Here is a 21833-nt window from a genome sequence, read left to right as displayed (position 1 = left end):
CAGCGTGGCGACCCCCGCTTTTGGGTGTGGGGACGAAGTCATCCGCGGGCCCCTCACGAACTCGCGGCGGCGACGGCGGCGAGGGCGTCTTCGAGGGTGAACTCCTGCGCGTACAGCGCCTTGCCCACGATGACCCCCTCGACGCCGATCGGGACGAGCGAGGCCAGGGCGCGCAGGTCGTCCAGGGACGAGACGCCGCCGCTCGCGACCACCGGCGCGTCGGTGCGGGAGCAGACCTCACGGAGCAGGTCGAGGTTGGGACCGCGCAGCGTGCCGTCCTTGGTGACGTCGGTGACGACGTAGCGGGAGCAGCCGTCCTTCTCCAGCCGGGCCAGCACCTCCCACAGGTCGCCGCCCTCCTGGGTCCAGCCGCGGGCGGCCAGCGTGGTCCCCCGGACGTCGAGGCCGATCGCGACCCGGTCACCGTACTCAGAGATGATCTTGGAACACCAGGCGGGGTTCTCCAGCGCCGCGGTGCCGATGTTCACCCGGCGGCAGCCGGTGGCCAGCGCGAGCTCCAGCGAGGCGTCGTCGCGGATGCCGCCGGACATCTCCACCTTCACGTCGAGCGCGCCGACCACGGTGGCGAGCAGCTCGCGGTTGCTGCCCCGGCCGAACGCCGCGTCCAGGTCGACCAGATGGATCCACTCGGCACCGGCCTCCTGCCAGGCGAGCGCCGCGGACAGGGGATCGCCGTACGACGTCTCGGTGCCGGCCGCGCCCTGGACCAGGCGGACCGCCTGACCGTCGGCGACGTCCACGGCGGGGAGCAGCTCAAGCGTCATCTGTTCAAGACCTCCGGTCGAAGACAAGGGTGATGAGAAGCGGTAGCAACAACAAAGAGATGACGAGCGCCCCGAACCGGGCCGCCCACGAGGACCACAACAGCCAGACGATCACCTGGGCGATCAGGAACAGCACCGCCGCGACACCGTTCTGCGTCCGGCGGCGGCGGGCCATGATGCCGCCCTGGGAGACGATGCGCACCGGCCTGCCCGGAAGCAGCGCGACCACCCTGCCGACCCGCTCGCGCCGCCGCGCCAGCCGAGCCTCCCGCTCGGCGCGCAGAGCCGCCTGGCGTGCCTGCTCGGCCTCCCGCTCGGCCCTGCGCCTGGCCCGCTCCTTGCTCATCGAGAACTCACCGGACGCTCACGCGAGGGTCCCGAGCCAGTTCGTGAGCAGCTGAGCACCGGCGTCGCCCGACTTCTCCGGGTGGAACTGGGTGGCCGCGAGCGGGCCGTTCTCCACCGCCGCGACGAACGGAACACCGTGCTCGGCCCAGGTGACCAGCGGATCGGGGAAACCCGGTCCCGCCTTCAGCTCCCAGGAGCGCACGCCGTAGGAGTGCACGAAGTAGAAACGCGTCCCGGCGTCGAGCCCGGCGAACAGCGCGGTCTCGGCGGGCGCCTTGACCGTGTTCCAGCCCATGTGCGGCAGGACCGGAGCGTCCAGACGCTCCACCGTGCCCGGCCACTCCCCGCACCCCTCGGAGGTGACGCCGTGCTCGACGCCCGTCTCGAAGAGGATCTGCATGCCGACACAGATGCCGAGGACCGGCCGCCCCGCCGACAGGCGCCGGCCGATGATCCGCTCACCCCGCACGGCGCGCAGTCCCGTCATGCACGCGGCGAACGCCCCCACCCCCGGCACGACGAGGCCGTCGGCCTCCAGCGCCGCCTCGTAGTCGGCCGTCACCGTGACCTCCGCTCCGACCCTGGCCAGCGCGCGCTCCGCGGAACGGAGGTTGCCCGAGCCGTAGTCGAGAACGGTCACCTTCTTCTTCACCACCAGAGCACCGCCGCCGTGGTCGCCAGGGCCGCGAGGGCGGCGAGCAGCACCGCGCCCTTCTTCAGACCCTGTTTGAGGAATGAGACGATCCCGCCGACGAGGAAGAGGGCCACGAAGGCCATCGCGACGGCCGTCCAGTTGTCGCTCACCGGCGCGTCCCCCTCCCTCCGCGAGAAGCCCCGCGAGAACTCCCGCGAGAGGAGGTCACAGCACGCCCTTCGTACTGGGCACCCCGGTGGCGCGCGGGTCGCGCTCGGAGGCCGCCCGCAACGCCCTGGCCAGCGCCTTGAACTGCGCCTCCACGATGTGGTGGGCGTTGCGGCCGTACGGGACGCGCACGTGCAGGCAGATCGCGGCCTGGGCGACGAACGACTCCAGGATGTGCCTGGTCATCGTCGTGTCGTACTCCGCACCGATCATGGGTGCCATGCCATCAGGCTCGCTGTGCACCAGGTAGGGGCGTCCCGACAGGTCGACCGTGACCTCCGCGAGCGACTCGTCCAGCGGGCAGGAGGCGTTGCCGAACCTCCGGAGGCCCGACTTGTCGCCCAGAGCCTCGCGGAACGCCGCCCCCAGCGCGAGCGAGGTGTCCTCGATCGTGTGGTGGGCGTCGATGTGCAGGTCGCCCTCGGTCTTCACGGTCAGGTCGAACAGCCCGTGCTTGCCGAGCTGGTTCAGCATGTGGTCGAAGAACCCGACACCGGTGGACACCTCGACGTTCCCGGTGCCGTCGAGGTCGACCTCGACCAGCACCGAGGTCTCCTTGGTGACACGCTCGACGCGGCCGCGGCGCGGTGCGGCCATGACACCGTCAGTGATGCTGCTCACAGGATCTCCTCCAGGGCGGCGCGGAACGCCGCCATCTCCTCAGGGGTACCGATCGAAACTCTCAGCCACCCGGGCGGGCCCACCTCGCGGATCAGCACACCGCGCTCCAGCATGCCCCGCCACACCGCGTGTCTGTCCTCGAAGAGCCCGAACAGCACGAAGTTGGCGTCCGAGTCGGCGACCGTCAGCCCTCGGCCACGCAACCACTCCACCGTGGCGTCCCGCTCGGCCCGCAGCGCGTCGACGGCACCGAGCAACTCGGCGCTGTGGGCGAGCGCGACCCGCGCCGCCGTCTGGGTGAGCGTGGACAGGTGGTACGGCAGCCGGACCAGCAGCAATGCCTCGATCACCGCCGGGTGGGCCGCCAGGTAACCGAGCCGGGTCCCGGCCATGGCGAACGCCTTGGACATCGTCCGCGTGACGATCAGCCGGGGATTGTCCGGCAGCAGCGTCAGCGCCGACGGGGTGCCGCCGCGGGCGAACTCGAAGTAGGCCTCGTCCACCACCACCATGCCCGGCGCCGCCTCCACGATCGCGGCGATCACCGCCGGGTCCAGGGCGGTGCCGGTCGGGTTGTTGGGAGAGGTCAGGAAGACGACGTCCGGCCGGTGCTCCTCGATCGCGGCCACGGCCTTGCCCGGGTCGATCCCGAAGTCGTCCTCACGCGCCCCGGAGATCCACTCGGTGGAGGCTCCGGTGGTGATGATCGGGTGCATCGAGTAGGAGGGCTCGAAGCCCATCGCGACCCGGCCATGGCCGCCGAAGGCCTGCAGGATCTGCTGGAGCACCTCGTTGGAGCCGTTGGCCGCCCAGACCTGCTCCACGGCCAGGCCGTGCCCCAGATACGAGGCCAGATCCCCGCGCAGGGCGAGCGCGTCGCGGTCGGGGTAGCGGTTGAGCTCGCCCGCCTGGGCGCGTACGGCCTCTGCCAGGTCGGCGACGAGGGACGCGGAGGGCCCGTAGGGGTTCTCGTTGGTGTTGAGCCTGACCGGAACGTCGATCTGGGGGGCACCGTACGGTGTGCGCCCCCGAAGGTCGTCGCGGATCGGCAGATCTTCAAACCTCACGCCGGGTCTCCCCATCGAATCGGGCACGGGCATTCCCGCCGGGCACCGGCGAGGAGGTCCGTGCGCGGATCGCCGCGCGCCCGGTGAGCACGGGCCGGGAGGTCCTCACGAGGGCACCTCCCAGTCGAATCGTGCGCGGATCGCCGCGCGCCCGGTGAGCACGGGCCGGGAGGTCCTCACGAGGGCACCTCCCAGTCGAATCGTGCGCGGATCGCCGCGCCATGCGCCGGGAGGTCCTCGGTGTCGGCCAGCACGCACACGTGGGCGGCGGCATCGGCGAGGGCCTCGCGGCTGTAGTCCACGACATGGATGCCACGCAGGAACGTCTGCACCGACAGCCCGGAGGAGTGGCATGCACAGCCGCCGGTGGGCAGCACGTGGTTGGAACCGGCCATGTAGTCGCCGAGCGAGACCGGCGCGTAGGAGCCGACGAAGATCGCTCCCGCGTTGCGCACCCGGGCGGCGAGCTCATGCGCCCCGGCGGCGTGGATCTCCAGGTGCTCGGCGGCGTACGCGTCGACGACGCGCAGCCCGGCCTCCATGTCGTCGACGAGCAGGATGCCCGACTGACGTCCCGACAGGGCCTCGGTGATCCGCTCGGCGTGCTTGGTCGCGGCGACCTGGCGGGGCAGCTCCCGCTCGACGCCCTCCGCCAGTTCCACCGAGTCGGTGACGAGCACGGCGGCGGCGATCGTGTCGTGCTCGGCCTGGCTGATCAGGTCGGCGGCGACGTGCACCGGGTCGGCCGTGGAGTCGGCGAGGATCGCGATCTCGGTGGGACCGGCCTCGGAGTCGATGCCGATGCGCCCCTTGAGCAGGCGTTTGGCGGCGGCCACCCAGATGTTGCCGGGGCCGGTGACCATGGTGACCGACGGGCACTCCTCGGTGCCGTACGCGAACATCGCCACCGCCGAGGCGCCGCCGGCCGCGTAGACCTCGTCCACGCCGAGCAGCGCGCAGGCCGCCAGGATGGCCGGGTGCGGCAGCCCGCCGAACTCGCGCTGCGCGGGCGAGGAGACCGCGAGGGAGGGCACCCCCGCCTCCTGGGCGGGAACGACGTTCATCACCACGCTGGAGGGGTAGACCGCCCGGCCGCCGGGGACGTACAGCCCCACGCGGTCGACGGGCACCCAGCGCTCCGTGACGGTGCCACCGGGCACGACCTGGGTGGTGACGTCGGCGCGCCGCTGGTCGCGGTGGACGAGGCGGGCGCGGCGGATCGACTCCTCCAGCGCCGCCCTCACCTTCGGGTCGAGCCCTTCCAGCGCCCCGGCGATCGCCTCGGCGGGCACCCGGGTGGACTCCAGCTCGACGCCGTCGAACCTGGCGGTCAGCTCGCGCACGGCGACCGCCCCGCGATGGCGCACGTCCTCGCAGATGGACCGCACCTTCTCCAGGGCGGCTTCGACGTCGAGGTCGGCGCGGGGCAGCACGTCGCGAAGGTCCTCCGGCAGAGGGCCTCGCAGGTCGGTACGCGAAATCACCCGTTCAGTCTACGGAGGTCCGCCACCCGATATCGTCCTGTCCATCATCCGGACGGCGCCTTTACTATGTAGATTTTAATCAGCCGCTACGCTTCCCCCGTGAGCAAGAGCAAGAACAAGGGCGGCCAGGGGACCCCCGCGACGGTGGCCCTCACCCAGGCCAAGGTCGATTTCACCCTGCACCCCTACGAGCACGACGCCGGTGCGCAGACCTACGGCGAGGAGGCGGCCGACGCCCTCGGGGTGCCGTACGAGCGGATCTTCAAAACCCTCGTGGCCGAGGTGGAGAGCGGGCTCGCCGTCGCGGTGGTGCCGGTGGCGGGCAAACTCGACCTCAAGGCGTTCGCGGCGGCGATGAAAAGCAAGCGGGCGACGATGGCCGAGGCGGCGAAGGTCGAGCGGGTCACCGGTTACGTGGTCGGCGGCATCAGCCCTCTCGGGCAGCGCAAACGCCTGCCCACGGTGGTCGACGCCTCCGCGCTCGGCTTCGCGACGATCTACTTCTCCGCCGGGCGGCGCGGGCTGCAGATCGAGACCGACCCCTCGGAGCTGGTACGGCTCACCCAGGCCGTCACCGCCCCCATCGGCAAGGCCGACTGAGGCTCTCCCGAGGTCGCGCGGGACGGGCCCGCAAGACGAGCCCGCTCCCTGGGGCGAGTCCTGTCGAAGGTTGCCGACGCGGCGCGCGGCGACGTTCGGCCACACTCGGTGAGAAGGCAGACACCTGACCGGGGACATCGGGGGCAAGATGCATTATCTGACCGCTACCGAGATGATCGAGCTGCTGCGTACCGGGCAGATCAGCGCGGTCGAGCTGCTCGACGCGCACCTGCGGCGGATCGAGGAGGTCAACCCGAAGGTCAACGCGATCGTCACGCTGGTGGCCGAACGTGCCAGGCGGGAGGCCGAAGAGGCCGACAGGGACCTGGCCCGCGGCCGGTGGCGGGGACCGCTGCACGGGCTGCCGGTCGCGCACAAGGACCTCGCCGACACCGCGGGGATCCGCACCACGTACGGCTCGCCGATCTTCGCCGACCATGTCCCGGCCGCCGACGCGCCGATCGTGCGGCGGATGCGCGAGGCCGGGGCGATCACGGTCGGCAAGACCAACATCCCGGAGTTCGGCACCGGATCGCACACCGTGAACGAGATCTTCGGCCCCACCCGCAACCCGTACGACCTGTCGAGGTCGGCGGGAGGCAGCAGCGGCGGGGCCGCGGCGGCGCTGGCGACCGGCATGGTGGCGCTCGCCGACGGCTCCGACATGGGCGGCTCGCTGCGCAACCCGGCCTCCTTCTGCAACGTGGCCGGGCTGCGGCCCACCCCTGGGCGGGTCCCCTCGCCGTCACCCGTCGCGGCCTGGTTCACCCTCGGCGTCCCGGGACCGATGGCCCGCACCGCGCAGGACCTGGCGCTGCTGATGAGCGCGGTGGCGGGGTTCGACGCCGCCTCCCCCTTCTCGATCACCGAGAGCGGCTCCGCCTTCGCCGGGCCGCTGGACCTCGACCTGACAGGGGTGCGCATCGCCTGGAGCCCCGACCTGGGCGGGCTCCCGGTCGACGCGGAGACGGCCAAGGTCACCGCGGACGCCCCGGCCGCGCTCGCGGAGCTGGGCGCGCGGGTGGAACGGGTGGATCTGGACCTGTCCGCCGCCGAGGACGCCTTCCGGATCCACCGGGCGTGGTATTACGCGCTCTCCTTCGGAGACCTGCCGCAGGAGAGCCTCGGGGCGAACGTGCGCTGGAACGTCGAGCGGGGCCGGGAGCTGACCGGTGCCGACCTGGCCCGCGCCGAGCGGCTGCGCAGCGAGCTCTACCGGCGGATGGGCTCCTTCTTCGACACCTACGACTTCCTGATCGCGCCGGTCAGCCAGGTGCCGCCGTTCCCGGTGGAAGCCCCCTACGTCTCGGAGATCAACGGGGAGGCGCTGCCCGACTATCTGGCGTGGATGCGCTCGGCCTACTGGATCAGCGTGCTGCACGCCCCCGCGGCGTCGGTGCCGTGCGGGTTCACCTCCGGCGGACTGCCGGTGGGCGTGCAGATCGTCGGGCGCCCCTTCGCCGACATGGCGGTGCTGCGGCTCGCCCACGCGTTCGAGCGCGCCACCGGCCACGGCTCGCACCGGCCGCCGCTCTGACGCCTCTCACCAGGCCTTACCGGCCGCTGATGTCGTACGACGACAGCGGCCCGTAGGGGTCGTCCCCGCCGAAAGGCCGGCGCAGCGGGGAGTCGCGGTAGCCAGCGATGCCCTCCAGCGCGAAGAAGAGGCCGGCGGCCAGCGTCGGCCACGCGAACAGCACCCCCCTGGCGGTCAGCTTCAGCGGCCCCGCGACCAGCGACGCGGACACCCCCGAGGCGGTCACGCTCACGGCCCCGAGGTTGACCGCCTCCCCCACCACCAGCGCCAGGTGCGCGCCGAGCAGGCCACCGGCCGCCAGGCCCACCACCACCGGCAGCGGGCGGCCCCCGCGCGACACGCTGTAGCCGATCGCCCCGCAGGCGAGCCCGAACGCACCGGTGATCACCGCGAACCAGCCGTCCGCGGCGATCAGCGCCTGCGTGGAGGGATCGGCCAGCAGCGACCCCCTGCCCGTCACGACGTACGGGGGGCGCGGCGCGGCCAGCGACCACAGGACCCCGGCGACGATCCCGATCAGCGCGAGCACCAGCACTGTGATCGCAAAATCACGCACGCCTCGCACCATGGTTCCCTCACCCTCTGTGCAGATGTGCCCGATGTTACATACCTCTCCGCCCGGTGCCATCCGAGGCTTCGACCGAATCCCGTTACTCTGGCGGGGTGAACGAAGAGGTATGGCTGATCGAACCCTCCGGGCCGCTGCGCGGTGACGTCGAGGTCCGCGGTTCCAAGAACGGCGTCTCCAAGCACATGGTCGCCGCGATGCTGGGGAGCGGTGAGAGCACGATCCAGAACGCCCCGGACGTGGGCGAGGTGGGGATCACCGCGCAGATGCTGAGGGCTCTCGGCATCGACGTGGAGATCAGCTCCGGCGAGATCTCCGTCGCTCCCGGCAAGCAGATCAACCCGCATGTTCCCGCGGCGTTCACCGGCCTCAACAGGATCCCGATCCTGATGCTCGGCCCCCTGCTGCACCTGGCGGGCGAGGCGTTCGTGCCGCTGGTCGGCGGCGACCCGATCGGCCGCCGGCCCGTCGACTTCCACGTCGAGGCGCTGCGGGCGATGGGCGCCGAGGTCGAGGTGAGCGACACGGGGGTCTACGCCAAGGCCAAGAGGTTGCGCGGCACCCGGATCGAGCTGCCCTACCCCAGCGTCGGAGCCACCGAGACGATCCTGATGTCCGCGGTGCTCGCCGAGGGCAAGACCGTGCTGAAGGGCGCGGCGATGGAGCCCGAGGTGGTGGAGCTCGCCCTGTTCCTGCAGCGCATGGGCGCGCGCATCGAGCTCAGTCCCGACCGGCGCATCGTGATCGAGGGTGTGGAGAGTCTGCACGGCGCCTCCACCTGGCTCAACGGCGACCGCATCGAGGCGTTCTCCTATCTGGCGGCCGGTCTGATCACGGGCGGGCAGGTGCGGGTGCACGGCTGCCCGCAGGACCGGCTGGTGACCGCGATCACCACCCTGGCCAGGATGGGCGCCGAGGTCGACATCACCGACGACTACCTGTCGGCGTCCGCGCCGAACGGGCTGCGGGCCGCGGCGGTGCAGACCGACACGCACCCGGGGTTCATGACCGACTGGCAGACGCCTTTGATGGTGCTGTTCACGCAGGCCCAGGGCATGTCGGTGCTGCATGAGACGGTGTTCGAGAACCGCCTGGTCTACGTGCCCGCCCTGCAGAAGATGGGCTGCGAGATCGAGGTGTTCGATGTCTGCCTCGGCGGTCCCGCCTGCCGCTACCACGACACCAACGCCAAGCACTCGGCGGTCGTGCGCGGCGTCTCCAGGTTGAGCGGCGCCGACGTGACACTGCCCGACATCCGGGCCGGGTTCTCGGCGGTGCTCGCCGCCGCGGCCGCCGAGGGCACCTCCACCCTGCGCGGGGTGCACCACATCGAGCGGGGCTACCACCGGCCGTTCGAGCAGTTCGCCTCGCTCGGGCTGAAGATCAGTCGAGAAAAGGTGCAGGACGGGTAAGGATTGGCAATCGGGCGTTTATAGGTGATCACCTGGTCGCACGTTACTATGCGTGACATCGCGCCCAGAGGTGAGACGCGGGCCCGGCGCGTGCCTGCTCGGGCTGGTGGTCTGCGGGGTGTTCGGCGGGCTGCTCGCCGCCATGGCCGCGCTGCCACTGGTCGGCACGGCCGGACTCACCGCCAACAGCGTCGCGAGGACCCTCACCGACCTGCCTCCGAGCCCTCGGGAGAACCCGCTCTCCCAGCGCACCGTGCTGCTGGACAAGAACGGCAAGCGGTTCGCCCAGTTCTACACGGAGAACCGGACGGTGGTGACGCTCGCCCAGGTCGCCCCCGTGATGCGTGACGCGATCGTGGCGATCGAGGACGCGCGCTTCTACGAGCACGCGGGCCTGGACATCAAGGGCACCCTGCGCGCCCTGATCACCAATACCAGGGCGGGCGGGGTGCGGCAGGGCGGGTCCTCGCTCACCCAGCAGCTCGTGAAGAACATCCTGGTCGAAAACTCCGAGAGCGACACCGAGCGCGCCCGTGCCCGCGCGCCCAGCATCCAGCGCAAGATCACCGAGCTGCGGTACGCGCTGGCGATGGAGAAGAAGTACAGCAAGGCCGAGATCCTGGAGCGCTATCTCAACATCGCCTACTTCGGCGCGGGCGCCTTCGGGGTGGAGGCCGCCGCCCAGCGGTTCTTCTCCGTCCCGGCCGCCCGGCTCACCCTGCCCCAGGCCGCGGCGCTGGCCGGGGCGGTCCGCGCGCCGTACACCACCGACCCCTCGCTGGACGCCGGGCGCAGGCAGCGGCTGCGCGAACGCAGGGACCTCGTCCTGGACCGGATGGCCCAGCTGTCGTACGTCACCCCGGCGCGGGCCGAGGCCGCCAAGAGGCGCCCGCTCGCCATCCGGCTCAAACCCGAGCCCGGCGGCTGCGACGGGAGCACCTATCCCTACTTCTGTCTCTACGTGCACCGGGAGCTGCTCACCAACCCGGCCTTCGGCCACACCCGCGCCGAGCGGGAACGCCGCCTGGCGAAGGGCGGCCTCGTGCTGCGCACCACCCTGTCGCCGAAGGCGCAGCGGGCCACGGAGCGCGCCATCACCGCGCGGGTCGGCAGGAAGGACACCGAGGTCGCGGCCGAGGCGATGGTCCAGCCGGGCACCGGGCGGATCCGGGCCATGGCGGCGAGCAAGAGGTACGGCCCTAACCCCGGCAACGCCGCCAACGCCAAGAACGGCCCCAACACCACCTACAACCTGCCCGCCGACACGGCGCACGGCGGCGGCCAGGGCTTCCAGGCGGGCTCGACGTTCAAGGTGTTCACCCTCGCGACCGCGCTCGCCCAGGGCTGGCGGTTCGACCAGGGTTTCATGACGCCCGGCAGTTTCGTCCCCGACAGCGGTTTCACCGACTGCCGGGGACGCGAGGTCAACGATCCCGGCGCGGAGATCTTCAACGCGAGCGGCGAGGGCAAGGGAGGCCCGCAGAGCCTGTCCACCGGCACCTGGAAGTCGGTGAACATCTTCTACATGATGCTGGAGCAGCGGGTGGGCCTGTGCCCGGTCGTCACGACGGCCAAGGCCCTGGGCATCGTCCGCGCCGACGGCGCCCCGCTGCGGGAGGTGCCGACCTTCACCCTCGGCGTGAACGAGATGGACCCGGTGACCGTGGCCGCCGCGTTCGCCGCGTTCGGGGCTCGGGGCCGCTACTGCCGCCCGGTGGCGATCGTCGAGATCGTCGAGCGGGACGGCAGGCGTTTCAAGATCCCGCCCAGCTGCGCGCGGGCGATCGAGCCCGCCGTCGCCGACGCGGTCAACCACCTGCTGGCCGGGGTGTTCACCAAGGGGACGATGACCGGTCAGAGCATCGGCCGCCCCGCCGCGGGCAAGACGGGCACCAACAACGGCTACACGTCGGCCTGGTTCGCCGGCTACACCCCCGACCTGGCGGCGGCGGTCAGCGTGGGCGACATCCGGGGCTCCTACCGCTACCCGCTCACCGACGTCGAGATCGGCGGCGAGTACTTCGGCTCGGTCCAGGGGGCCTCCCTGCCGGGGCCGATCTGGGTCTCGTCGATGTCGGCGGCCCTCGACGGTACGCGCGAGACCCACTTCCGCCGTCCCGACATGAGCCGTTTCGGCGGCGGGTTCACCCCCGGCCTGGAGGAGGCCCTCGCCAGGGAGCGCGAGGAGGAGGGCGCTGACGGTGAGGGCCGTCGCGGCGCCAGAGGGGACCGCGAGGACCGCGGCGCCCGGGGAGAGCGCGGACGCCGCTTCCGCGAGGAGGGCCGTTACCGGCGGGAGCGCGGGTATCGCCAGGAGCGGAGCTACCGCGAGAACGACACGCGCCGCCGGTACCGCACCCCCCACCGGCGCGACCGCCCGCGCCACCGCTGACCCCTTCACAGGGCGCCGCCGGAACGGAGGAGGTCACGTCGGCGAGACGGCCCTCGCCCCATACGCCCGCGGCCCACGCCGTACCGCGGAACCTTGCTCCTGGGACGCCCCCGACCGGCCGAGGACGCCCCTCAGGCTCGACGCCGGGTGCTGGCCCGGATGTGCAGTTTGCTGGCGACCACCTCTGGCCGGTCCACCCGTTCGCCGGACAGCCTCCGCAGCAGCATGTCCACCGCGGCCGACGCCTGGTCCACCGGCCGCAGGTCGATGGCGGTGATCGGCGGGTCGAACTGCTGGGCGAACCGGCTGTCGACTCCGACCGCGAGCATCAGGTCCTCCGGGATGCGGACGCCCCGCTCACGGCAGGCCCGGGTGGCTCCCTCGCTGTACTGCTCGGCCGACGCGATCAGCGCGTCGGGCGGCTCGTCGCCGTCCAGCAACGCGCGGGTCGCCCGGTAGGAGTCGGCCTCCAGCCGGTCCAGTGAGACGGGGGCGACCCTCGGCCGCATGCCCCGCTCGGCGCACCACGTCTCGTACGCGCGCAGGCCGTCCAGCGACCACGCCCAGGACGACTGGGCCGACAGCAGCGCGATGCGCCGCGCGCCCGCCTCGTACAGGTGCTCCAGCAGGTCGCGAATGTTGCGCTCGTTGTCGCCCGAGGTGTAGTACGGGCGCTCGGGCCGTCCCGGGTCGCGCTCGATCGACACCACCGGCACGCCCATGCCCTCCAGCATGTCGATACGCGGGTCCAGTCCGGCGGGATCGCACAGCACGACCCCGTCCGCGCCGATCAGCCGCCACTCGTCGGCCGTGCTGATGTGCGGGGTGAGGGTGAGGGAGTATCTCTCCCTGAACGCGGCCCGCGCACAGCCGGAGGCGATCGACATGTAGTAGTCGAGGCTGATCATCTCCTGCTCGGCGGCGTGCTCGCCCATGTTGGGCAGGACGAGGGCGATGGTGCCGGTGCGTCCCAGCCGGAACGCCTGCGCGACCCGGCTGGGGCGGTAGCCGAGAGACTCGGCGACCTCGCGGATGCGGGCACGCGTCTCCTCACGGAGCTTGCCCTTGTTGTTGAGCGCGTCGGAGACCGTCGTCACCGAGACCTCGGCGACGGCCGCGACGTCGCGAATCGTCACCCGCCCGCCTGCGGCCCTGGTCACGTCCTTCAAAATATCACCGCCCCGCCAGGCGAGCGATCAAAGCAGAAACGTTTCGGATCGAGGTTTCCTGGGGTTTTCTCACCGCACGCCCACCGGGTCGGTATCGGGCTCGTCCGCCGTCCACAGCTCACCGGACCGGCTCGCCACCACCCGGCCGCCGCGCACCAGCCATCGCGGGCCCGGCTCGTTGCGCAGCGCGTCGGTGAGCGTGCCGGCCGCCAGCACGACGAGGTCGGCCGGCGCTCCCGGCCGCAGTTCCCCGTAGGCGACCCCGGCCGCCCGCGCCGCGTGCGCGCCGACCAGGTCCCAGGCGACGGCGATCCCCGCGTCGGACTCGTCCGCGAGCGGGAAGGCGTGCCATGCCAGCCTGGCCAGGTCCAGCGGGTCCAGGTTGCCGAAGGGCTCCCAGTTGTCCTGCATGTTGCCGGTCCCCGCCGCGACGACCACCCCCGCGGCGAGCAGCTCGTTCGCCCGGGAGACGCCCCGGTAGGGCAGCGATCCCCCCAGGTTGGACGGGCACACCGTCACCGTGATCCCGGCGGCGGCCACCTTCTCGATCACCCGTCGCGCGTCGTCGTCGGCGTACGTCTCCAGCGCGCCCACGTGGTTGGCGTTGACCAGGCCGCGCATGCCGTGCGCGACGGTCCGCTCGGCCAGCGGTTCCAGCATCCGCTCGCTCGGGTCGGTGAAGTAGTCGATGTTGACGTCGATCCCGACGCCGAACCGCTCGGCCAGCGCGAAGACCTGGTCCAGGTGGGACAGCCGGTCCTGCTCGGTCCGCTCGTTGTTGGGCCACCCGCCGACCCGGTGCGCGCCCGCGGCCAGCGCCTCGGCCACCAGGTCGTACGCGCCGGGATCCTGCACCAGGCCTTCCTGGGGGAAGGCGGTCACCAGCAGGTCCACCAAGCCGGCGTGCTCCTCGCGCGCCCGCATGACACCCTCGAACGAGGTCAGCCCGGTGACGGTGTCGATGTCGACCTGCCCGGCGACGGTCCCCGTGCCCTGGGACGCGGCCAGCCGCAGAAACGCCCCGGCCCGAGCCGCCACGTCCTCGACGGTGAAGGACGCCTTCAGGTCGCGCTGCCGCTGCATCATCGCGGGGCGGTGGACGAGCCGCTCGGGCAGGCCGAGCCGGCGGATCGAGTGGCGGCTCAACGCCTTGTCCGGGTGGCTGTGCGGCTCGACGAACGGCGGCGTGACCAGGCCGCCGCGGGCGGAGATCCGTTCGCGGGCGGGCAGACCGGCGCCCGCGCCGGCACCGAGCGCGGCGATCAGGCCGCCGCGGATCACGACGTCCACGGCCGCGCCCTCGTACACGGCGTTCTCGATGACGAGGTCGGCGGGCGGTTCAGAAGCCGTCACGGTTGATGTCCTTGTAGAGCAGGTAGCCGGCGCGGGTCGATCCGGTGGCGTAGAAGTACTGCGGGCAGTAGGGCGCCATGTAGACGAAGTCGCCCTCGGCGACCTCCAGGTGGTCGTCGCCGAGGTAGTAGACCCCCTGGCCTTCGAGCATGTACAGGCCGTGCTCCTGATGGTGGACCTCCACCATGGTGAACCTGGCGCCGATGTCGAACCGCATCACGTTCATCGCCATGTCGTAGCGCTCGTCCAGCGGTAGCAGCGGCGCGTACGTGCCGCCGATGCTCTCGTCGCGGATGTGCTCGACCTCCTCGACGTGTCCGGTCACCGGCTCGGGCGCGGGAACGCCGTCCACCTCCTCGTATCGGCGCTTCACCCACAGGGCCCGGGTCGCGTCCCCGGGGGCCAGGACCTCGAACTCGGTGCCCTGCGGGAGGAAGACGAATCCGCCGGGTGCCAGTGAGCGCGTCTCCCCTCCGGCTCGCACGTCCAGATGACCGCCGTCGAGGACGTACAGGAAGTTCTCGAAGCCGGCGCCGAGCGGGCGAGTGCCTCCACCGCCCGGTTCGAACTCCAGCAGGTACTCGCCGAAGGCCGCGGGACGGGCCCGTGGCGTGGCAAGTGGCCTGGCGACCACGCCGCGCAGGTGGGGAAGGGAGTTCTCGACGAGGTTGTCCGGGCACATCAGGATGTAGGAGTCGCGGACGCGTCCGCGGTTGGCGCTCACGTAGTCGGCTCGGGTGGTGCCGGTCATCGGATGCCTCCGGCGCGGAGGCCCCGGCTTGGCCGTGGGGAGGGTGTCAACGTCGCTTCCTTCCGTGGAGGCGTGGCGAGGGGGAAAGGGGTTGGTCGGCGGAGGCGTACCGGCCGGAGTCCAGGACGGTGTGCCCGTCGACGCGGACCGAGGGGCGCTCCAGCACCAGGTCCAGGTGGACCGGGGACTCCCAGTCGGCGCCGGTGTACTGCGGGAACGGGTGACCGAACGCGATGTGCACGCCGGGCACGTTCTCGTCGAACAGCAGGTTGCCGGTGAGCCCGGTCAGGGCCCGGTTGGTGCCCAGGGCCAGCTCGCCGAGCCGCAGTCCGCCCGGTGCCTCCGCCAGGAGGCGGTACACCTCCGAGGCCAGCGCGGTGTCGGGGTGGCGCACCTCCACGGCCTCACCGGCCGCCACCTCGATCAGCACCGGCTCGGTGAGCAGACCGTGGCGGGAGTTGAGGGGGTAGCCGAGTACCGAGGCGGCGAGGACGCCCTCGGCCGAGCGCGGGCTGCAGAACACCTCACCCTGCGGCAGCCGCCCGCCCTGGCCACCGCACCGGTACAGGCCGGTGAACGGCGTCCACGGACGGACCGGGTCGCACGTCAGCGTCAGGTCCGTACCGGTGGCGCTGGTGACGTGCACCGACGCGCAGCCGGTGAGCAGGTCGCGGACGCTCAGCGTGAACCTGGCCACCTCGGTGTAGTCGACGGCCATGCCGATGCCCAGGCAGGCGTCGTCCAGGGCGGGCATGTGGGCGTGGCGGACGCCGTCGCGAGCCAGCAGCGCCCAGAACGAGGGGTCCCAGGCGAGCAGGTCCTCGGGGTCGGCGGCGGCGAACACGGTGACGGTGGGCCGGTGGGCGTCCAACGCCGCCTCGACCGCCCGCCGGGCCGCCGGGTAGCCTGCCGCGACATCCGGGAGCACCTCGACGACGACGGTGTCCGGTGCCAGGGTCCGGGCCTCGTCGGCCACGATCCCGGCCAGCCGCCGGGTGGCCCGGTCGGTCAGCACCAGCACCCGGTCCTCCTTCGCCACGGCCAGGCAGGTCCCCACCAGCTCCGCTGCCCCTTGGCGCAGCCGCGCGTCGGGGAGCGCGGTCTTTCCGAAATCCGGCTCCGGGAGCACAGGGACGGGCACGGCCTGCCGCGAAGGCTCGGAGCCCGAGGATTCGGGGGCGCCGGAGGACGGATCGAGGTGCGGGGACTCGGGGTCGCCGGGGGACGGAGCCGGATCGGGGACGGCCCGGTCCGAGGGCCCGGAGACCGGGGAATCGGGGGCATGGGACGTCAGATCGGGCACGGGGCCCCCTCGGGGAGGGGGACGAAGCGTCCCGAGCCGGGGGCGGCCACGACCTCGCCGTCCACGGCCACCGTCCGGCCGCGCACCAGGGTACGCACCACCCGGACATCGCAGCCACGGCCGTCGTACGGCGACCACCGCTCCGCCGCGAGTTGCTGCGCCTCGGAGTCGACCACCCAGGGAGAGTTCAGGTCGAGGAGGACGAGATCCGCGTCCATGCCCGGTGCCAGCGCGCCCTTGGAACCGGAGACCCCGCAGATCGCGGCCGGCCCGGCGGTGAAAAGCGGAGCGATCCCGTCCAGCGGGAGGCCGCGGCTCAGCGCCTCACCGAGCACCAGCGGCGCGTACTCCTGGACGCCCTGGATCCCGAACGGACAGCTGAACACGTCGGTGTCGGCGGCGAGCTTGCCCGCGCGGTCGTAGGGACAGTGGTCGGACACGATCGCCTGCACCAGCCCGGCGCGGACCCGATCCCACAGCCGCTCCACCCGCCAGGCGTCGCGCAGCGGTGGGGCGCACACCCCGAACCCGCCGACCCGCCGCAGGTCACCGTCGTCCAGCAGCAGATGGTGGGCGGTGACCTCGCAGGTGGCGTCCATCCCCTCCGCCCGTGCTTCGGCGACCAGGTCGACCGCCTCGGGGGTGGACAGGTGCACGAGGTGGACGGCACAGCCGGTCCTGCGGGCCAGCCGCAGCACGTGGCGTACCGCGTCGATCTCGGCCGACGGCGGGCGCGCCTCCAGCAGCGCGGTCAGGTCGGTACGCCCGCCGGCGCGCAGTCTGGCCTCGGCGGAGACCAGCGTGTCGTGATCCTCGGCGTGCACCAGCACCCGCGCGCCGAGCCGGGCCGCGGTGGCCATCCCGGTCAGCAGGTCCGTCTCGGTGGCGGGCGGGAAGCCCATGGTGTTCTCCGGCAGGAACGCCTTGAAGCCGGGGGCCCCCAGTGCGCGCTGGCCCACCATCTCCTCCAGCGACGGCCGGGTGAGCGCGCCCCACAGGCCGAAGTCGACGACCGCGCCGGCCGCGGCCCGCTCGCTCTTGGCGGCGTACCGGGCGGCGGTCGTGGTCGGCGGGTTGGAGAAGGGGTGCTCCATCACGAAGGTGACGCCTCCGGCGGCGGCACACCGGGTGCCGGTGCGGAAGTCCTCCTCGAAGGAGATGCCCGGGACGTCGAAGTGGACGTGCAGGTCGATGATCCCGGCCATCACGTGCAGGCCGGTGGCGTCGAGCACCTCGGCGGCGTCCACCGGGGTCTCCCGCGGGACCACCGCGCGCACGCGCCCCCGGTCCACCAGCAGGGTCGCGGGCGCCGCGCCGGTGGGGGTCAGCACGGTGCCTCCGACCACCGCCAGGTCCACCCGCCCGATCACGCGCTCGCCTTTTCCTGGGTGGGACCGCCGGAGCCCGTGCCACCGGGTGTCCCGGTGCCGGAGAGGGCGGCGGTGAGACCGATCGGCCCGTGCGCGGTGGTTCCGGTGGTGTCCCTGCGACCGACCACCCGGCCGCGCCGCAGTGTGACGCGACGCCCCGGCACCCCGGCCAGGGCGGTGGCCCGGTCCGGCACCTCGAACACCACCAGGTCCGCGTCCTCCCCGACGGCGATGTCACCGGGGCGCCCGCCGATCGCGGCCGCCGCCTGACCGCAGACCAGGTCCCACGCGGTGTCCAGCGCGCCCTCGTCGTGGTATCCGGCGCCGAGGAACGCCGTCTGCGCCCGGTCCATCGGGTCCAGCGTTCCCAGCGCGTACCAGCCGTCGTTCAGGTTGTCGCTGCCCGCGGCCACGACCACCCCGGCCTCGGCCAGTTGCCGTGGCCGGGACAGCCCGCGCGGGCCGCCGTCCACCAGGTTCAGCGGGACGACCACCACTCGCACGTCGGCCTCTGCCACCGCCGCGATCACACGGGCCGCGTCCGCGTCGTCGTACACCTCCAGGCCGCAGCAGTGGCTCGCCACGACCCGTCCCTGGTAGCCGCGCCGTACGGTCTCGGCGGCGGTGAACTCCAGCATGGTCTCGGTCGCGTCGATCTCACAGTCCAGGTGGATGTCCACATCGGCGCCGAACCGCTCGGCCAGGTCGAACACCTCGCGTACGTGAGCCCGCTGCGCCTCGACCCCCTCCTCGACGTTGGGCCAGCCACCGACCAGCCCGGCGCCCGAGCGCAGCGCCTCGACCAGCAGCGGCCTGGCCAGCGGGTCCCGCAGCAGCCCTTCCTGCGGGAACGCGACGATCTGCACGTCGAGCAGGTGCGCCACCCGCTCGCGGGCGGCGAGCACGCCGTGCAGCCCGGTCAGCCCGGACACCGAGTCGACGTCCACGTTGGCGCGCAGTGCCGTGACACCGTTCGCGGATGCCAGTCGCAGCGCCCGGAGGGCGCGCTCGGTCACATCGGGAACGGTGAAGCCCGCCTTGATCGCGCGGGCGCGGGCGAACCCGTCCGCCGTCCCCTCGGGGGCCAGGCGGCGGCTGTACGCCTTGTCCGGGTGATAGTGCGGCTCGGTGAAGGAACGCGAGACCAGCCCACCAGCGGCGTCCAGCACCTCGCGCGCCTCGGCCGGGACGGCCCTCGCGCGTCCCTCCCCCGCTTGCCCGTCCCCGGTTCGGTCGTTTCCTGCTTGACCGTTCCCGGCGGGGACGGCCGTCGGCTCCACCGCGACGACCAGCCCGTTCCTGACGTGGACGTCCACGAGGCCGTCGTGGCCGTGGACCCGCCCGGCGCGGATCAACAGGTCGAGTTCCTGTGGCATGTCGGTCACCACTCCCATTCGTTGGCCGGCGTGCTGATGTCGGCCGGGTTCTCGACCAGTGCGCGCAGAGCCGCGCGCACAGCGGTGACCTGTAGCGACAGGTCCATGCTCGGTCCGTTGTGCCCGATCCTGGCCACGTGGCCCGGAGGATCCGGCAGATGCAGGAAGCCGCACCTGGAGGGCAGCCCGTGCCTGGCGGCCAGATGCAGCGCGGTGTACATGACGGAGTTGCAGCCATGGGTGGAGGCGGAGTTGGAGACCAGGGCGGGGACGCCGGCCGCGCGCATCGCCATGGTCATGGCCTTGATCGGCAGGGTCGACAGGTAGGCGGCGGGACCGTCCGGATAGACGGGGTCACCGGCCGGCCGGTGACCCCGGTCGTCGGCGAACTGGAAGTCCTGCACGTTGACGGCGACCCGTTCCGCGGTGACGACGGCGCGCCCCGAGAACACCCCGCAGGACACCACCGCCGCCGGAGGCCCCTCACCGGCGGACGGGCCGACGAGCAGGGGGAGCAGCGCCTCCTCCGGGTGTGAGCACCAGGCGAGGCTCCGGGCGGCCACGCGGTGTCCGGCGATCGTCTCGCCGTCGAGCGCGAGGGCGACGGCGCTACTGGGATTCTCGGGGTAGTGCAGTTCGGCGCGGCTCGCCGAAGCGCCGAAGGCACCGTTCCCGGTCACCAGGATCCAGGGCTGGGTCATCACACACCTTCCGGTGGATGGAAGGACAGGGGGTGGGGCGGCCCCGCCTCCCCTGGAGGGGGCCAGAGCGCCGACGGACAGCATCATGACCCATGCAAGAGAAAAAAGAAACGTTTCTTTTGTTAACAGGAACGTTTCTTTAGACCCTTGACCCCCCGGAACCAGCTGGGGTTAACTGCCGCCAACCACGGCGAACACCCCTCGCCGAATCATCGGCTCGGAACCGGCCCTCACCGCCGGAACCGGCGCCCCGCCAACAGTCACAGAACCGGCTACCGAACGCTCATCCCGTCATCCGAGCCGGCGCCCCGCCCAGTCACACAACCTCGACTCGGCACCGGCCCCCACCCCGGAACCGGTGCTCCCGCAGTCACAGAACCGGCGGCCGGACGCGGTACGCCCACCGCCCGAGCCACCTGATCCGCAGTCCCGGAGGTATCCCTTGACCGCCGACTCCAGCTCTGCCAGACCTGCCAGACCAGCCCGCCATCGGCCGATCGCCGCGGCCCTCACCGCCGGGGTCCTCTCTCTGGCCGGCTGCGCCGCCCCCGCGGGATCCGCCTCTCCCACCGCCCCCACCGCCTCCGAGGGTAAGGACACGATCACCGTCACCGAACGGACCCCCGCCGGAGCGGGGGAACTCGACCGCGTCACCTGGTCCGTGGCGGCCGAGCCTTCGTCCTTCGACTGGATCTACAACGCCAGCTTCGCGACCGGCCAGATCATGGCCAATGTCTGCGAGGGTCTGCTGCGGCTCGCCCCCGACATGTCGCTGGAGCCCGCGCTGGCCGAGTCCTTCGACAACCCGTCCCCGAAGACCTGGGTCTACCGGCTGCGTTCCGGGGTCACCTTCCACGACGGCACCCCGCTGACCGCCGAGGACGCCGCCTTCAGCCTGAGCCGCAACCTCGACACCGCCGCCGGGTCCTTCTGGTCCGGCGCGTACGCCAACGTCTCCACGGTCAAGGCGACCGGCCCGCTGGAGGTCACGGTCACCCTCAAGCAGCCCGACGCGCTCTTCAACTCCTACATGAGCAGTCCCGCCGGGATCATCGACAGCAAGGCGACCGTGCAGGCGAAGGGGAAGTCCTACGGGACACCGGACGGCGGCGTGAACTGCGTCGGCCCGTTCTCGCTCGCCTCCTGGGACAAGGGCCAGTCCATGACGCTCGCCCGTGACGACGACTACTTCGACCCGGCGCACAGGGCCAAGGCCAAGGAGGTGGTGTTCCAGTTCGTCCGCGACCCGGCGGCCGCGGTCAACGGCATGCTGGCCGGGTCGATCGACGGCGGCTGGTTCCTGCCGCCGTCCTCGCTGCGGCGCCTGGCCTCCAGCGGGCAGGGAAAGGTCTACTACGGCCGCAGCACCCAGGGCTTCAACGCCATCGTGATGAACTTCGACGGCCCGCTCGGCGACGTGCGCATCCGCCGCGCGCTGTCGATGGCGATCGACCGCGACGGCATCATCAAGGCCGTGCTCCAGGGTGCGGGAGAACCGCAGAAGGCCCCCGCCGTGCCCGGCTCCTGGGGCTACGCCGACGAGACGTACCAGAAGGCGTGGGACGCCCTCACCGTCACCGAGCGCCGTCTCGACGAGGCGAGGAAGCTGGTCGCCGAGGCGGGCGCGCCCACCGGGCCGATCGTGCTGGCGACGACGAACGGCGAGGCCGAGGTGCCGGTGATCGGCGCGGAGATCCAGGCCGCCGCCAAGCAGATCGGCCTCCAGGTCGAGATCAGAAGCATCCCCGCCGACCAGTACAGCGGCGTGTACACCGACAAGAAGGCCCGCGAGGGCATCGACCTGTACCTGACCGGCTGGGGCACCGACTTCGCCGACCCGCTGCAGATGTACCAGTACTTCCAGACAGGGCACTTCTACAACTTCGCCGGGTTCTCCAACACCGGGTTCGACAAGCTGGTGGCCGAGGCCGGGAAGACCGGGGACCCGGAGGCCCGTGCCGCGCTGGTCGCCGACGCACAGCGGATCGTGGTCGACGAGTTGGTGTGGATCCCGCTGTACGCGCCGTACAACACCCTCTTCCTCAACAACAGGCTCACCGGCACTCCCGCCTCCTACGTCCAGCTGCACTACCCGTGGGCGGCCGATCTCGGGACGGCGTCGTGACCGGAGTCC

General features: G+C 72.0%; 20 protein-coding genes. 5 read left to right on the top strand and 15 right to left on the bottom strand.

Annotation, left to right across the window (positions count from 1 at the left end):
• Window positions 1-53: 53 nt before the first annotated feature.
• From priA to hisD, 7 genes are all read right to left on the bottom strand, one after another.
• A complete protein-coding gene (gene priA / locus ACIBH4_RS16500; protein WP_362506854.1) occupies window positions 54-785 on the bottom strand; it encodes a bifunctional 1-(5-phosphoribosyl)-5-((5-phosphoribosylamino)methylideneamino)imidazole-4-carboxamide isomerase/phosphoribosylanthranilate isomerase PriA in 732 nt (243 codons plus the stop codon).
• Between the two features lie 4 nt (window positions 786-789).
• Window positions 790-1131: a hypothetical protein gene (locus ACIBH4_RS16495; protein WP_362506857.1), complete on the bottom strand. Its 342-nt coding sequence runs from the start codon at window positions 1129-1131 to the stop codon at window positions 790-792.
• A gap of 18 nt (window positions 1132-1149) precedes the next feature.
• Window positions 1150-1785 carry an imidazole glycerol phosphate synthase subunit HisH gene (hisH, locus tag ACIBH4_RS16490; RefSeq protein WP_362507284.1) on the bottom strand — a complete coding sequence of 212 codons (636 nt, stop codon included), beginning with the start codon at window positions 1783-1785 and terminating at the stop codon, window positions 1150-1152.
• Window positions 1782-1937, bottom strand: a complete 156-nt coding sequence (locus ACIBH4_RS16485; RefSeq protein ID WP_350950340.1) for a hypothetical protein — start codon at window positions 1935-1937, stop codon at window positions 1782-1784. The genes hisH and ACIBH4_RS16485 overlap by 4 nt, the downstream gene beginning before the upstream one ends.
• Window positions 1938-1992: 55 nt before the next feature.
• Window positions 1993-2592, bottom strand: a complete 600-nt coding sequence (hisB, locus tag ACIBH4_RS16480) for an imidazoleglycerol-phosphate dehydratase HisB (protein WP_362507287.1) — start codon at window positions 2590-2592, stop codon at window positions 1993-1995.
• 20 nt (window positions 2593-2612) lie between these two features.
• Window positions 2613-3698, bottom strand: coding sequence for a histidinol-phosphate transaminase (locus tag ACIBH4_RS16475; RefSeq protein WP_362507290.1), 1086 nt, complete (start codon window positions 3696-3698; stop codon window positions 2613-2615).
• A 161-nt stretch (window positions 3699-3859) separates the two neighbouring features.
• A complete protein-coding gene (gene hisD, locus ACIBH4_RS16470) occupies window positions 3860-5167 on the bottom strand; it encodes a histidinol dehydrogenase (RefSeq protein ID WP_362769118.1) in 1308 nt (435 codons plus the stop codon).
• A gap of 99 nt (window positions 5168-5266) precedes the next feature.
• Between hisD and ybaK the strand changes: the two genes are divergently transcribed.
• Window positions 5267-5767 (top strand): Cys-tRNA(Pro) deacylase, encoded by a 501-nt coding sequence (gene ybaK, locus ACIBH4_RS16465; RefSeq protein ID WP_362769115.1) that lies wholly within the window; start codon window positions 5267-5269, stop codon window positions 5765-5767.
• 148 nt (window positions 5768-5915) lie between these two features.
• Window positions 5916-7304, top strand: coding sequence for an amidase (locus tag ACIBH4_RS16460; RefSeq protein ID WP_362506865.1), 1389 nt, complete (start codon window positions 5916-5918; stop codon window positions 7302-7304).
• 16 nt (window positions 7305-7320) lie between these two features.
• Here ACIBH4_RS16460 and ACIBH4_RS16455 read toward each other — a convergent pair whose 3' ends face one another.
• Window positions 7321-7860 (bottom strand): hypothetical protein, encoded by a 540-nt coding sequence (locus ACIBH4_RS16455; RefSeq protein ID WP_362506868.1) that lies wholly within the window; start codon window positions 7858-7860, stop codon window positions 7321-7323.
• A gap of 107 nt (window positions 7861-7967) precedes the next feature.
• Here ACIBH4_RS16455 and murA point away from each other — a divergent pair, with 107 nt between their 5' ends.
• Window positions 7968-9284, top strand: a complete 1317-nt coding sequence (murA, locus tag ACIBH4_RS16450) for a UDP-N-acetylglucosamine 1-carboxyvinyltransferase (RefSeq protein ID WP_362506871.1) — start codon at window positions 7968-7970, stop codon at window positions 9282-9284.
• A 52-nt stretch (window positions 9285-9336) separates the two neighbouring features.
• On the top strand, window positions 9337-11676 hold the full coding sequence (locus ACIBH4_RS16445) for a transglycosylase domain-containing protein (RefSeq protein ID WP_362506874.1): 2340 nt from the start codon (window positions 9337-9339) through the stop codon (window positions 11674-11676).
• Between the two features lie 131 nt (window positions 11677-11807).
• On the opposite strand, the gene ACIBH4_RS16440 is transcribed toward ACIBH4_RS16445, so the two are convergent.
• The 7 genes from ACIBH4_RS16440 to ACIBH4_RS16410 form a co-directional block, all read right to left on the bottom strand.
• Window positions 11808-12836 (bottom strand): LacI family DNA-binding transcriptional regulator, encoded by a 1029-nt coding sequence (locus ACIBH4_RS16440; protein ID WP_362506877.1) that lies wholly within the window; start codon window positions 12834-12836, stop codon window positions 11808-11810.
• Between the two features lie 78 nt (window positions 12837-12914).
• Window positions 12915-14198: an amidohydrolase family protein gene (locus ACIBH4_RS16435; protein WP_362506880.1), complete on the bottom strand. Its 1284-nt coding sequence runs from the start codon at window positions 14196-14198 to the stop codon at window positions 12915-12917.
• Window positions 14185-14949 (bottom strand): (S)-ureidoglycine aminohydrolase, encoded by a 765-nt coding sequence (gene allE, locus ACIBH4_RS16430; RefSeq protein WP_362506883.1) that lies wholly within the window; start codon window positions 14947-14949, stop codon window positions 14185-14187. Before allE ends, ACIBH4_RS16435 begins: the two co-directional genes overlap by 14 nt.
• 46 nt (window positions 14950-14995) lie before the next feature.
• Window positions 14996-16252 carry an aminopeptidase gene (locus ACIBH4_RS16425; RefSeq protein WP_362506886.1) on the bottom strand — a complete coding sequence of 419 codons (1257 nt, stop codon included), beginning with the start codon at window positions 16250-16252 and terminating at the stop codon, window positions 14996-14998.
• A complete protein-coding gene (locus ACIBH4_RS16420) occupies window positions 16240-17622 on the bottom strand; it encodes an amidohydrolase family protein (RefSeq protein ID WP_362506889.1) in 1383 nt (460 codons plus the stop codon). The genes ACIBH4_RS16425 and ACIBH4_RS16420 overlap by 13 nt, the downstream gene beginning before the upstream one ends.
• Window positions 17619-18998: an amidohydrolase family protein gene (locus tag ACIBH4_RS16415; protein WP_362506891.1), complete on the bottom strand. Its 1380-nt coding sequence runs from the start codon at window positions 18996-18998 to the stop codon at window positions 17619-17621. The genes ACIBH4_RS16420 and ACIBH4_RS16415 overlap by 4 nt, the downstream gene beginning before the upstream one ends.
• A 5-nt stretch (window positions 18999-19003) precedes the next feature.
• A complete protein-coding gene (locus ACIBH4_RS16410; RefSeq protein WP_362506894.1) occupies window positions 19004-19699 on the bottom strand; it encodes a hypothetical protein in 696 nt (231 codons plus the stop codon).
• Between the two features lie 442 nt (window positions 19700-20141).
• Between ACIBH4_RS16410 and ACIBH4_RS16405 the strand changes: the two genes are divergently transcribed.
• Window positions 20142-21824, top strand: coding sequence for an ABC transporter substrate-binding protein (locus ACIBH4_RS16405; RefSeq protein ID WP_362506898.1), 1683 nt, complete (start codon window positions 20142-20144; stop codon window positions 21822-21824).
• Window positions 21825-21833 lie beyond the last annotated feature (9 nt).

Source organism: Streptosporangium sp. NPDC050284 (assembly GCF_044459525.1).
GTDB lineage: Bacteria > Actinomycetota > Actinomycetes > Streptosporangiales > Streptosporangiaceae > Streptosporangium.
The sequence above is the reverse complement of the archived record's forward strand: the minus strand, read 5'-3'. Positions and strand labels throughout refer to the sequence as shown.